Here is a 13,151-nt window from a genome sequence, read left to right on the forward strand (position 1 = left end):
GTACCGGATCTCTGTACCGAAGGACTTCACCATGACTGTGGAAGACTCCCGGCCGCCGGCCCTCGTGACCCACCTGAACGGCAGCGGCGGATCGATCAAGGGCTGGGTGGTCGTCGACTCCCTCGTCGACGGCCTGGCCATGGGCGGGACCCGGATGACCACCGGGGTCACCGAGGAGGAGGTCGCGGGCCTGGCCCGCGACATGACCGACAAGTTCACCCTCGCCGGGCTGCGCATCGGCGGGGCGAAGGCCGGCATCGTCTCCGACGGCAGCGACCGCGAGGAGACCTTCCGCACCTTCGGCCGCACCGTCAAGCCGCTGCTGCACGGCGGCATCCACCTCGGCATCGACATGGGCGTCACCCCCGCCGACCGCGCCGTCTTCTTCGAGGAGGCCGGCTACGACCCGCGCTACCGGCTGGGCGCCCCGGACATGCCGATCGACTGGCGCACCTACTACGAGCCGCTGATCGACTGCACCGGGCACGGCGTGGGCGTGGCCGCGGTCACCGCCCTGGAGGCCACCGGCCGCACCGAGGCCGCCCGCGTCGTGGTGCAGGGCTTCGGCGCGGTGGGCCGTGCCGTCGCGCGCTTCCTGGAGGACCGCGGCCACGTCGTCGTGGGCGTCGCCGACGTCCAGGGCACCATCAGCGCGGACCGCCTGCCGGTGGCCGACCTGGTCGCCATCACCGACGAGTTCGGCCGGATCGACCGCTCCCGGCTGCCGCAGGGCGTCACCCAGTCCGGCGAGCCGGACGCCTGGCTCGACGTCGACGCCGACCTGCTGATCCTGGCGGCCCAGAAGCACGCGATCAACGCCGACAACGCGCACCGCCTGCGCTCGCGCCTGGTCGTCGAGGGCGGCAACCTCGCCTCCAGCGCCGAGGGCAAGGCCAAGGTGCTCGCCGCGGGCGTCACCCTCGTGCCCGGCGTGATCGCCAACATCGGCGGCGCCGGCTCGGCGGCCCTGGCCGTCACCCGGGTCGTCCCGTTCGAGCTGGCGGCCGAGGCGCGCAAGGCCTGGGTCTTCGACTGGGTCGGCGACTGCGTCCGCCGCAACACCCGCGACCTGCTGGAGATCGGCGCCGGGCGCGCCGGCGACCCGCTGCCCGAGCTGCTCGACGTGCGCCGCAAGGAGCGCGGGTGACCGCCGGCGCGGCCCCCGTGCCGAACCGGGCACCCGCCCCGGAGGACCGTGCGGCCGAGTTCCTGCGGCGCGGCTGGTGGCGCGAGGAGACCTTCCTCGACGACCTGCGCCACCAGGCCCGGGTGCGCCCGCACAAGCTCGCCGTCGCCGGCCGCCGGATCGCCGAGGCCCGCACCGACACCCTCGACTACTCCGAACTCGCCCGGCTGACCGACCGCTTCGCCGTCGCCCTGATCGAACTCGGCGTACAGCGCGGTGACTTCGTCGCCGTCCAGCTCCCCAACCGGTGGGAGTCGGTGCCGCTGCTGTTCGCCTGCATCCGGGCCGGCGCCGTGATCTGCCCGATCGACCCGGTCTGCCAGGAGGAGGAGCTGCGCCACCGCCTGGAGCTCACCGGGGCGCGGGTCTGCATCACCGTCCCGGAGTGGAACGGCTACCCGCTCGCCGCGCACCTCACCGCGCTCAAGGCCGAACTGCCCCTGGAGCACGTGGTGGTGGTCGGCGGCCGGGACGCCGGCACGCTCTCCTTCGACGACCACTTCGTGGGCGTCGCCTGGGAGGAGCAGCGCGCGGGCGAGCTGGACGGGCGCGAACTGGCCCCGGACGACCCGTTCGTGGTGCTGTTCACCTCCGGCACCACCGGCCCCTCCAAGGGCGTCCTGCACAGCCAGAACACCATCCACGCGGCCGTCCGCGGCTACGCCGACACCTTCCTGCTCGACGACAGCCTGGTCGCCGCCGTCACCACCCCGCTGGTCCACTACTCCGGCTTCGGCCAGGGCATCCTGACCGGCGTCATGCTCGGCGGCACCATCGCCTTCCAGGACGTCCGGCAGAACGCCGCCCTGCTCGACCTGGTCGAGCGCTACGGCGCCACCCTGCTCTACGGCCCGCCGTCCACGCTCCTCGACATCACCGCCGCCCAGCGGGCCGACCCGCGCGACGTCTCCACGCTGCGCCACACCGTCACCGGCTCCGCGCCGGTGCTCCAGCAGCTGGTCGACGAGGTGCGCGAGACCCTGGACGCGCGCACCTACTCGGTCTGGGGGATGTCCGAGTTCGGCCCGGTCACCATCACCCGGCTCGACTACAACCAGAACTGGGCGGCCCAGAGCAACGGCGGGCCGATCGACTCGATGGAGCTGCGCATCGACGACCGGGAGCACCCCGACCGGCGGGCCGCCGTCGGCCGGCTCCGGGTGCGCGGCGCGGCGCAGGCCCTCGGCTACTACAAGCGCGAGGACGTCTTCGCCGCCGAGTTCAACGCCGAGGGCTGGTTCGACACCGGGGACCTCGCCCGCGACGACGGGCGCGGCGGAGTCCGCGTCCTCGGCCGGGCCAAGGACGCCCTGATGCGCGACGGCATCGTCGTCCCGATGACGGAGCTGGAGGCGGTCGTCTCGCAGCACCCGGACGTCACCGAGACCGCCTTCATCGGGACGACCGGCTCCCTCGACGACCCGATCGTCGCGGTCGTCGTCCCCAGCGCCGGGTCGGCGCCCGAACTGGACCGGCTCCGCGCCCATCTGCGCGCGGCCGGCCAGGACGAGCGGTTCCTCCCGGAGCGGCTGGTGGTCGTCGACGCCCTGCCCAAGACCCTCACCGGCAAGGTCCGCAAGGCCGAGCTGCGCCGCCGCCATGGCGGGCAGTGACCGGGACCTGCCCCGTACCGCAACCCGACCCGACCTGTGGAGCCCACCCATGACCGAGCCCGCGAAGGTGACGCTGTCGGCGACGCTGGCCGCCGACGAGGCCCTCGCCCGCCGCCGTGCCGCCGGAGAACAGGTCCTGATCATGGCCAGCGGCGAGATCGGCCTGCCCGTCCACCCCGAACTGCGGGCGCGGCTCGCCGCCGCCGCGGACCGGGCCACCTACGGCCCGGTGCCCGGCAGCGCCGAACTGCGGACGGCCGCGGCCGGCTACTGGCAGCGGCGCGGCCTGGCCGTCGACCCCGGCCTGGTCGTCGCCGGGCCGGGCACCAAGTCCCTGCTGTTCGCGCTGGTCATGGCGGTCGGCGGCGACGTGGTGATCCCCCGGCCCAGCTGGGTCACCTACGCCGCGCAGGCCGAACTCGTCGGCGCCCGGGCCTTCCACGTCCCCGTCCTGGCGGGGCAGGGCGGGGTGCCCGACCCGGACGGCCTGCGCGAGGAGGTCGCCCGGGCCCGGGCCGCCGGCCGCGACCCGCGGTCCGTCGTGGTCACCCTGCCGGACAACCCCACCGGCAACGTCGCCTCGCCCGACACCGTACGGCGCCTGGCCGAGGCGGCCCGGGAGCTCGACCTCGTCATCATCTCCGACGAGATCTACTGCGACCTGGTCTTCGACCCGGACAGCCCGGCCGTCTCCCCGGCCGTGTTCGCCCCCGAGCGCACCGTCGTCACCACCGGGCTGACCAAGAACCTGGCGGTCGGCGGCTGGCGGACCGGCATCGCCCGGCTGCCCGACAGCGGCCTCGGGCAGGGCCTGCACGCCCGGCTGGTCGCCATCGCCAGCCAGATCTGGTCCAGCCCGCCCGCGCCCGTCCAGGTGGCGGCCGCCTACGCGCTCGACGAACCGCCGGAGATCGTGGCCCGGGTGGCCGCCGCGCGCCGGCTGCACGGGATCGTCGCCCGCGCCATGGCGGAGCGGTTCGTCAAGGCCGGGGCGCTGCTCGACCCGGTCCGCGCCACCTGCTACCTGTACCCGGACTTCGAGCCGCTGCGCGAGCAGCTCGCCGCCGCCCACGGGGTGCACACCGGCGCCGGACTGGCCGGGCTGCTCAGCGAGCGGTACGGCCTCGGCGTGCTGGCCGGCGAGGCCTTCGGCGAGGAGCCGGGGCGGCTGCGGCTGCGTGCCGCGACCAGCCGCCTCTACGGGGAGAGCGCCGAGCAGCAGGACGCCGCCCTGGCCGCCGCCGACCCGCTCGGCCTGCCCTGGGTCCAGGCCCCCCTCGACCGGGTCGCGGAGGTCCTCGCGGACCTCACCGCGCCCTCCTCCACCTCCACGTCCACCACCAGCCGGCCCCTGGCGGGCCGACCGCACCAACGAGCCTAGGAGGCCCACCGAGATGTCCGTACTCTTCGAATGCGAATACCAGGGCGAGCGCTACGTGGGCTTCGAGAAGCCCGTACCCGGCGAGGCGCTGACCCTGTACCGGGTGAACGACGGCCGGCTGCAGGCCGAGTTCATCGCCGCGGAGACCCCCGAGGAGGTCGTCGCCGCGATCAAGGCCGAGGTCGAGCCGATCACCGTCGAGGGCGGTGAGGAGCAGGTGCGCTACCTGCCGCCGCTGCTGCCCGCCACCACCGGGAACGCGCTGCTCAGCGGCTTCATGCGGACCCACAAGTCGAAGTTCGAGGGCGAGTGGAGCGAGGGTGACGAGTTCGTCGCGCCGAACTGGTTCTTCAAGGGCTTCGGCTCCTGGCTCAAGCTGCCCGGCGACCCGCTCGTCGTGCCGGAGAAGGCCGTCGCGCTGATCGAGGAGCCGGAGGTGGCCCTCGTCTACGTCAACGACGACGCGGGCAACCCGCGCTACGTCGGCTACACCTTCGGGAACGACCTGTGCGACATCGGCCTGCACATCCAGAACCCGGGCTGGAACCCGTACTGCAAGCTCTGCGACACCTCCATCGCGCCCTGGCTGTTCCTCGGCGAGCCGCCGCAGTCGGTGACCGGCCACGTCACCATCGAGCGGGACGGCGCCCCGGCCTGGGAGGGCCCGTTCGACTGCGGCGGTGACGCCCTCTACTGGCCGATCCAGCAGATGGTGGACAACCTCTTCGAGTACCCGGCGGTGCGCCGCCCGGGCCTGGTCAACTACATCCTGCTCGGCGCCGACAAGGCCAGCTACCACGACGGCTTCCGGATCGCCCACGGCGACCGCATCAGCATCGACGTGAAGAGCCACGGCGTGGTGCTGGCCAACGAGGTGAGCTTCGGCCTGCCGAAGTAGCGGCCAGGGGCGGGTGGCGGAGCCCGGTGCGGGGCGTTCCCCGTACCGGGCTCCGGTGCGTCCGGGCAGTGTCGGTGGCTCCGGGTGCGCTGCGTCCGGGTGCTGTGCCCGGGTGCTGCGTCCGGTCAGGAGACGAGCGTCTGCTCCGCCAGCTCCGTCAGCGTCACGGTGCAGAGCCCGCCGCGCTCGGCCCGGACCCCCGTCACCTCCAGCTGGGTGCCCGGCAGGAGGATGAACTCCTCCTCGCCGGTGAACGCCGAGTACTGCTGGATGCCCGTGGCCCGGGCCGGGTGCACCTCGAAGAGCGTCCGCTTGCCGCGGCTGCCGAGGAAGGCCCGCGCCACCTGGAGCTCGGACGTGCACGAGGAGACGCCCCACCAGGTGACGGTCCGCCCCAGCGGGTACTGCGCGCGCAGGTCCAGCGCCACCCCGCGCCAGAGCGGCTCGGTGCGGACCGGGAGCTGCTCCACGGCGGAGAACAGCAGCCGCAGGTACGGGAGGTACGGCACCAGCCGGGCCCGGTCCGGGGAGCGCAGCACGGCGTTGATCTCCCGGTAGAACGCGGACTCGCAGGTGTACAGGTGGAGCGCGGCGATCGCGTCGGCCGAAAGGCCGCCGTCCGCGCCGCCGGCTCCGGCCGCCCCGGCCGCCTCGTCCGCGCGCCGCTTGCCGAACTCGTGCGCCCGCCCGACGTGCCGGTCCAGGCCGGCCAGCAGCGCGGCGACCGGGCCGACGGCGTCCCGGAAGTCCATCAGCGGGGTGTCGAACACGCCGGTGACGGGTGGGAGGACGAGCCCCTCGTCCTTCACCCCCGCGAGCCGCTCCAGGTACAGCTGGTGCTGCTCCATGGTGGACGCGATGAACGCGCCCATCCGCTCGGCGGTGTCGTCACCCGCCCCGCCGGCCTCCGCCGCACGCCGGTCCCAGCCGGTGCTCGGGAGCCAGTCGATCCCGTCGTACCCCAGCGACGCGAGGGCCGCGTTCACCGTGGCGAAGTGGTCGCCGTCGCAGAAGAGGTCGCCCTGCGCGGCCGGATTGGCGTGGTCGATGTGCCGGACCTCGACCTCGGGGTACTTCTTCTGGAGCCGGAGGACGACCTTCTTCAGGTTCCGCGCGTGCGCCCCCCACCAGGCGAAGACCACCCCGCGGTCCTCCTCGGCGGCGCCCTGCTTGGCCCGCAGGATCTCCTCGACGATCCGCTCGGCGACCGGCCGCCAGAACGCGGTGTGCGCGGCGCCCGCACCGCCGCCGCTCTCGGCGGTGAGCGCCGCGTTCAGCAGCAGCACGCCCTGCGTCAGCATCGCCTGGAACCACTCCGGCGGCTGGACGGTCTCCCGCTCCGCCAGCAGCGCCCGGACGTCGGCGATCGGCGTCTTCTTGGGGATGCCGTACTTCCACATCGCCGCCGCCTTGATGAGGCAGCGGATGCTGACCACCCGGCCGAACTGGCTGTCCTTCCAGTCGTGGAAGGTGTTGTCGAACATCGCGATGCCGGTGGCGCTCTCCGGCCGCGGGTAGGGGTTCTGGCCGAAGACGACCACCTTCCACCGGTGCGGCGCGTGCGGCTTCAGCGCCTGGAAGGTGAGTTCGCGCACCGGGACGACCTCGGGCGAGCGGCCCGGGCCGATGAAGGCGGCCGCGTCGGGCTGCGCCTCGACGACCGGCTTCAGCAGCGGGAGCCACGGTTCGCCGCCGCCGGTGAACAGCTCCGCGAGGGCGAGCGGGTCGTTCGGGTCGGGCGTGGCGGGGGTGTGGGCAGCGCTCATGGGAGGACTCCGAACTGTCGAACCGTGCGGGAGGGACCGGTCGGCGCGGCGGCCGGCCCCGTGCGACGGCCCGGAACGGGGCGACGCAGGGCAGGGGACGCCGGGCGGGCGGCCGGTCGGCTCCGGCCGGCCGCTCCCGACCTGTTCTGACACTACGTCGGCCCACCGACAGCCGACGGGCCCGGGCGGGCGCGCGGCGGCGTTGTCGGTGGGGCCCGGTAGCGTCGTTCTCAGTTGCAGAACGACCTTGTCCCGAACGGGGAGTGGACCATGAGTGTGAACCGCGTACAGCCGCCGCTGAGGGTCGTGCTGACGGACATCAACGCGACCGTGGTGGAGGCGTGGCGGGCGGCGTTCGCCGACACCGCCGGGGTCGAGATCCGCCGGGGCTCGATCCTCGACGAGGACGTCGACGCCTGGGTCAGCCCCACCAACTCCCGCGGCCGGATGGACGGCGGGGTGGACGCGGTGATCAAGCGTCACCTCGGCGCGGGCATCCAGCTGCGCGTCCAGCGGGCGATCCGCAGCCGCCACGCGGGCCGGCTCCCGGTGGGGAGCGCGGTGTGCGTGCCCTCCGGGGCGACCGCCCCGAGGTTCCTCATCTCGGCGCCGACGATGGAGGAGTCCGCGCAGAATGTGAGCGAGACGCTGAACGTCGCCCTGGCCTGCGCCGCCGCCTTCCAGGCCGTCCACCGGCAGAACAGTGTCACGCCGGGCAGCATCACGTCGGTCGCCCTGGTCGGCATGGGTGCCCACACCGGGCGGGTGCCGGCCCGGGTCTGCGCCAATCTGATGTGGACCGGCCACACGTTGTTCCAGGACCACTGCTTCGAGGACGACGACGACCTGCGCGGCACCGTCACCGCGCAGCTCGCCGACATCGACAGCGCCCCCGTCGAGCAGCGGATCCGCATCACGCCGCCGGCCCGCCGCACCTCCCGCCGCTGACGGCGGGCCGGGCGGGTGCGGTGCGGCGGCGGGAGCGGCGGGAGGTGCGGGGGTGCGTCAGGCCGTCGCCCCGAGGGTCCGGTGGGTGCCGAGGGCATCGAGGGTGAAGTCGGCGACCAGGCCGGCCAGCCGCTCCCAGTGGTCGACGATGAAGAAGTGGCCCCCGCCGAGCACCTCCAGGCGGAACGCGCCGGTGGTGTGGGCGGCCCAGGCGGCCGTCTCCTCGATGCCGGTCCAGCGGTCGGCGTCGCCGGTCACGGCCAGCAGCGGGGCGGTCAGGACGGCGTCGGGCGGGCAGACCCAGCGCTCGACGGCGGTGTAGTCGCTGCGCAGCGCCGGGAGGATCATCCGGACGAGCTCCTCGTCGGCGAGCAGGCTGCCGTCGGTGGCGCTCAGCTCGCGCACCTCGGCGATCAGGCCGGCGTCGTCGCGCAGGTGGACGGTGTCCTCGCGGTACACGGACGGGGCGCGGCGGCCGGAGGCGACCACGGCGAGCGGCGCCCGGCCGTCCGCCTCCAGCCGGCGGGCCACCTCGAAGGCGAGCAGCGCGCCCATGCTGTGGCCGTAGAGGGCGAGCGGCCGGCCGTCGGTGGGGAGGGCGCGGTGGACGTGGTCGGCGTACTCGGCGAGGTCCTCGATCCGCGGCTCGGCGCGGCGGTCCTGGCGGCCCGGGTACTGGACGGTCAGCACGTCGAAGCGCGGGGCCAGGGCCGTGGCCAGCGGGCGGAAGAAGGTGGCGGAGCCGCCGGCGTGCGGGAGCAGGACGACGCGCGGGGTGTCGGCCGCCGGGGCCGGGTGGAAGCGGCGCATCCAGCGGGCGTCGCCGGTGCCGGGGTCGGTCACGGCCATGGGGGGCGTCCTCGGTGGTGAGTGGTCGGGGGGAAGGGGAGGGCCGGGTGGCCCCTGCTCGGCAGGGGCCACCCGGAAGGACGGTCAGGCCGCGGGGCCGGCGGGCGACCGCAGGAGGTCCGTCAGCACCTTGGGCAGGTCACCGGCGGAGGCGGCCGACCGGGCCCGCCAGGCCACGTGCCCGTCCGGGCGGACCAGCACGCCGCCGTCCGCGTCGACCTCGCGCAGCCGCTCCCACGCCCCGTACGGGTCGCGCAGGCCCTCGGCGCCGCCGATCGTGCGGACGGTGACGGGCACCCCGGTGAGCCGGGCCGCCTCCCGGGCCGTCTCGTGCCAGGCGTCGCCGCCGCGGCCGGTGAGCAGGACGAAGCGGCCCCGGCCGACCACGTCCAGCGTGGAGCGCCGGCGCCCGCCGTCCTCCAGCCAGGCGTGCGGCAGGCGCGCGCCCGGCCAGGTGGTGGGCCGGTAGTACAGCTCCGCGTCCCGCTCGTCGGCCGGCTCGGGGGTGCCGTCGTCGACCCGGGCGCCGCTGCGGTAGCGGTAGCCGATCTCGACGCCGTGCGCGTTGACCTGGTAGTTGATCCGGTCGGTGGCGGCGGCCAGCGCGGCGCGCCGGGCGGCGCCGTCCTCGGTGTCGTCGGCGAGGCCGCGCAGCAGCTCCCACTGCTCGGTCGCGCTCTGCCCGGCGGTGAAGCCCAGCGCCGCCGGGATGCCGAGGAAGTCGAGCATGCTGCGCACCGCGCGGTCGACGATCTGCCCGCCGACCGGCAGCCGCTCGGCCTGGTAGGTGTCCAGCAGCGCGGCGGAGGCCGCGCCGTCCAGGACGAGCTTCAGCTTCCAGGCGAGGTTGAAGGAGTCCGCGACGGCGGAGTTGAGCCCGAGGCCGTTGGTCGGCGGCATCTGGTGCACGGCGTCGCCGACGCAGAACACCCGGCCCTCCCCGTACCGGGGGGCGACGACCGCGTTGACCTCCCACGGCGAGACGTTCTTGATCCGGACCTCGACGGACGGATCGCCGATGCTCTCCCGGATGTGCGCGAGGATCTCCTCGTGGTCGTCCCGGTCGAACTCGGCGCCGTGGTCGAGGAAGCGCAGGTAGACCCACTCCGTCCACGGGCGGATGCTGACGAACACCCGGCCGTCCTCCGGCGGGTTGCCGGGCACGGCGCCCATGTAGAGGATCGCCGGGCGGTCGGCGCAGTAGGCGGTGAGGTCCGCCTCGAACCAGACCGAGGCCACCTTGGCCAGCCCGGTGGCGCCCTCCACGGTGAGCCCGGCCTGCTCCATCACGCGGCTCTTCGCGCCGTCCGCGCCGATCACGTAGTCGGCGCGCACGGTGTACTCCAGGCCCGACTGCCGGTCGGCGATCACCGCGGTGACGCCGTCCTCGTCCTGCTCCATGCTCAGGAACTCCTGGCCGAACCGGAGTTCGCCGACCCCGGCCTGCCGGACCTGCTCGACCAGCAGCGGCTCCAGCCGGTGCTGCGCGAGGTTGCACATGGTGCTCGGGCTGGCGGCGAGGTAGTCGCCGATCCGGTCCGGGCCGTTGCCGTACGCGTCGAGCCGGCTCACCTCGGGGCCGGCGAACGTCGACATGAAGACGTGGTTGGCCAGCAGCGGGCTCGGCGTCGCCTCGGCCAGCACCTCGCGCTCGACGCCGAGGTCGCGCAGGATCTCGCCGGTGCGCTGGTTCAGCAGGTGGGCGCGCGGGGTGTGCGCGGTGCCCGGGTACTTGCCGACCAGCAGGTGCGCCACGCCGTAGCGGGAGAGTGCGAGCGAGGCGGTCAGGCCGGCCGGCCCGGCGCCGACGATCAGTACCGGCACCCGGACGTCGGGGGTGGGGGTCGCCATGGTCAGTTCGCTGCCTTCCGTGCGTAGCCGGCGTAGATGACCGACGTGTCCTTGTGAACGCCGAGCTGGAACTGCCGCCCCAGCTCGCCGTAGCTGATCTCGCCCCGGGCGCGCCGGCGCATCGCCTTGAACAGCTCCAGCTGCGGCCGGGTGGAGGCGAATCCGACGAGGTCCTGGTTGGCCAGGCCGTACTTGCGGAAGACGGCGTGCAGCTCGGCCGGCTTGATGAAGCTGGCCCAGTCGTGCAGGTCCTTGGGCGCGAAGCTGACCGACTTCCAGTCCTGCGCCATCTTGATCATCGCGAGCTTGGACCGGAAGGTCCGGTTGATCGTGTCGTACAGGTAGTGGCCGCCGGGCTTGAGCACCCGGACGGCCTCGGAGACCGACTGGTCCACCGAGGTGACGTGCTCCAGCGTGTCGCAGCAGTAGACGAAGTCGAACGTGGCGTCCGGGAACGGCAGGTGCTCGGCGAAGCCCTGCTGGTACTCGATCTCCAGGCCGGACTCGCGGGCGTGCTCACCGGCCGCCGCCAGCGAGGGGCCGGACGGGTCCATCCCGGTGACCACGCAGCCCGTCCGGGCGAAGTGCTCGGCGAGCAGGCCGCCGCCGCACCCCACGTCGAGCACCTTGAGGCCCTTGAGGTCCAGCCGCAGCCGGTTGGTCAGCACGTCGTGGAAGTACTCGAACCGGGCCGGGGTGAACGCCTCCAGCGTGGCGAACGGCTGGTCGTCGTCCCACCAGGAATGGGTGTTGTAGACGTCGTTGTCGACGGGCATGGCGGGCTCCTCAGGAGGTCTTGACGGTCGGGCGGTAGAGGTCGAGCCAGACGGCCAGGTCGAGGACGCGCTCGAACGCCTCCCGCTCGTCCCGGTCGACGGCCTCCGGCTGGGCGCCGACGGCCCCGGTGAGCGCGGCGCGGTCGAACATCGCCACCGCGTCGTGGCCGCCGGACAGCAGCTCGCCCACCTGGCGCTGCAGCGCGCCGACGTAGGCCAGCTGCTGGGTGTGCGGGTAGAGCGCCTTGCGCCGCTCCACCACCGAGCTCGGCAGGATGTCCCGCACGGCGGCGCGCAGCAGGCTCTTCTCCCGGCCGTCGAAGGTCTTCATCGCCCAGGGCGTGTTGTACACGTACTCCACCAGGCGGTGGTCGCAGAACGGCACCCGCACCTCCAGGCCGACCGCCATGCTCATCCGGTCCTTGCGGTCCAGCAGCAGGCCCAGCAGGCTGGTCAGGTGCACGTGGCAGAACTCGCGCATCCGCCGCTCGTGCGCGTCCTCGCCCGGCACGACCGGGACGGCCGCCACCGACTCGCTCCAGCGCTGCGCCCAGTAGCCGGGGACGTCGAGCGTCTTCAGCAGCAGCTCGGGGTCGATCAGCTTGGTGGGGTGCTTGCGCGGGCCGAGGCCGGAGGCCGTCACCCACGGGAACATCGGGACCTCCTGCACGGCCGGCAGGTGGAACCACGGGTAGCCGCCGAAGATCTCGTCGGAGGACTCGCCGGACAGCGCGACCGTCGAGTGCTCGCGGATCGCCTTGAACAGCAGGTACAGCGAGTTGTCCGCCTCGCCGAAGCCGAACGGCAGGTCCCGGGCGGTCACCGTCGCCCGGCGCACCGCCGGGTCGGCCAGGGCCTGGTGGTCGAGCTTGATGTCGTGGTGCAGGGTGCCGACGTGCTGGACCACCTCGCGGGCGAACGGGGCGTCCTGCGAGCCGCGCAGGTCGTCCGGCCGGAAGTCGTCCGGCTGCTCGAAGTCGACGGTGAAGGTGCGGACCTGCTCGCCCGCGGCGGCCAGCCGGCGGCCGGCCAGGGCGGTCAGGGCGCTGGAGTCGAGCCCGCCGGAGAGCAGCACGCACTGCGGCACGTCGGCCACCAACTGCCGGGCCACGCTGTCCTCCAGCAGCTCACGGACGCGCCGGACGGTGGTCTCGGTGTCGTCGCGGTGCTCGGCCGCCTCCAGGCGCCAGTACACGTGCTCGCGCAGCCCGGAGCGGTCGACGGTCACCATGGTGCCCGGCTTGACCTCGTGCATGCCCGACCAGACCGCGCGGCCCGGGGCCTTGACGAAGCCGAACATCTCGCGCAGGCCGTCGGCGTCGACCACCCGGTCCACCGCGGGGTGGGCGAGCAGGGTCTTCGCCTCGGAGCCGAAGATCACGCCGTCGGCGGTCGGGTAGTAGTAGAGCGGCTTGATGCCCAGCCGGTCGCGCAGCAGCACCAGCTTCTCCACGCGGCCGTCCCAAATGCCCAGCGCGTACATGCCGTTGAGCCGGTCGGCGACCCCCTGCCCCCATTCCAGGTAGCCGCGCAGCACGACCTCGGTGTCGCTGGAGGTGCGGAACTCGTGCCCCCGGCGGCGGAGTTCGTCCCGCAGCTCGGTGAAGTTGTACGCCTCGCCGCTGTACGTCATCGCGACCGGGCCGTCCGGCGTCTCGACCACCATCGGCTGCACGCCGCCCGCCAGGTCGATCACGGCGAGCCGGCGGTGGCCCAGGGCGGCGTGGCGGGACAGCCAGGTGCCGCCGGCGTCCGGCCCGCGGCAGATCATGGTGTCGGTCATCGCGCTCAGGGCGGGGAGTTCACGTTCGAGGTCGAGCTGGAAGGAAATCCAGCCGGCGATCCCGCACATTCGGGTCTTCTTTCGTTCGGGGGTTCGGCGG

10 protein-coding genes are annotated in these 13,151 nt (G+C 73.8%); 5 read left to right on the forward strand and 5 right to left on the reverse strand.

Annotated features, from left to right (window positions below; all coding sequences use genetic code 11):
* The first annotated feature begins 31 nt into the window (after positions 1-31).
* From OH807_RS36080 to OH807_RS36095, 4 genes are read left to right on the forward strand one after another with little or no spacing between them, the layout of a single operon-like run.
* Positions 32-1,147: a Glu/Leu/Phe/Val dehydrogenase dimerization domain-containing protein gene (locus OH807_RS36080; protein ID WP_406208042.1), complete on the forward strand. Its 1,116-nt coding sequence runs from the start codon at positions 32-34 to the stop codon at positions 1,145-1,147.
* Positions 1,144-2,799, forward strand: a complete 1,656-nt coding sequence (locus tag OH807_RS36085) for an AMP-binding protein (protein ID WP_406208044.1) — start codon at positions 1,144-1,146, stop codon at positions 2,797-2,799. Before OH807_RS36080 ends, OH807_RS36085 begins: the two co-directional genes overlap by 4 nt.
* A 49-nt stretch (positions 2,800-2,848) precedes the next feature.
* Complete coding sequence (locus OH807_RS36090; protein WP_406208047.1) at positions 2,849-4,180, forward strand: pyridoxal phosphate-dependent aminotransferase; 1,332 nt, start codon at positions 2,849-2,851, stop codon at positions 4,178-4,180.
* Positions 4,181-4,193: 13 nt separating this feature from the next.
* Positions 4,194-5,078, forward strand: coding sequence for a fumarylacetoacetate (FAA) hydrolase (locus tag OH807_RS36095; RefSeq protein WP_406208049.1), 885 nt, complete (start codon positions 4,194-4,196; stop codon positions 5,076-5,078).
* Between the two features lie 125 nt (positions 5,079-5,203).
* Here OH807_RS36095 and OH807_RS36100 read toward each other — a convergent pair whose 3' ends face one another.
* Positions 5,204-6,844 (reverse strand): ADP-ribosyltransferase domain-containing protein, encoded by a 1,641-nt coding sequence (locus OH807_RS36100; protein ID WP_406208052.1) that lies wholly within the window; start codon positions 6,842-6,844, stop codon positions 5,204-5,206.
* A gap of 270 nt (positions 6,845-7,114) precedes the next feature.
* Between OH807_RS36100 and OH807_RS36105 the strand changes: the two genes are divergently transcribed.
* Positions 7,115-7,792, forward strand: coding sequence for a macro domain-containing protein (locus OH807_RS36105; RefSeq protein ID WP_406208055.1), 678 nt, complete (start codon positions 7,115-7,117; stop codon positions 7,790-7,792).
* 57 nt (positions 7,793-7,849) lie between these two features.
* On the opposite strand, the gene OH807_RS36110 is transcribed toward OH807_RS36105, so the two are convergent.
* From OH807_RS36110 to asnB, 4 genes are all read right to left on the reverse strand, one after another.
* Positions 7,850-8,641: a thioesterase II family protein gene (locus OH807_RS36110; protein WP_406208057.1), complete on the reverse strand. Its 792-nt coding sequence runs from the start codon at positions 8,639-8,641 to the stop codon at positions 7,850-7,852.
* 84 nt (positions 8,642-8,725) lie between these two features.
* On the reverse strand, positions 8,726-10,492 hold the full coding sequence (locus OH807_RS36115; RefSeq protein ID WP_406208059.1) for an FAD-dependent monooxygenase: 1,767 nt from the start codon (positions 10,490-10,492) through the stop codon (positions 8,726-8,728).
* Between the two features lie 2 nt (positions 10,493-10,494).
* Positions 10,495-11,268 (reverse strand): bifunctional 2-polyprenyl-6-hydroxyphenol methylase/3-demethylubiquinol 3-O-methyltransferase UbiG, encoded by a 774-nt coding sequence (gene ubiG / locus OH807_RS36120; RefSeq protein ID WP_406208062.1) that lies wholly within the window; start codon positions 11,266-11,268, stop codon positions 10,495-10,497.
* A gap of 10 nt (positions 11,269-11,278) precedes the next feature.
* Positions 11,279-13,120, reverse strand: a complete 1,842-nt coding sequence (gene asnB, locus OH807_RS36125; protein ID WP_406208064.1) for an asparagine synthase (glutamine-hydrolyzing) — start codon at positions 13,118-13,120, stop codon at positions 11,279-11,281.
* Positions 13,121-13,151 lie beyond the last annotated feature (31 nt).

The organism is Kitasatospora sp. NBC_01560 (assembly GCF_045208415.1).
Lineage (GTDB): Bacteria > Actinomycetota > Actinomycetes > Streptomycetales > Streptomycetaceae > Kitasatospora.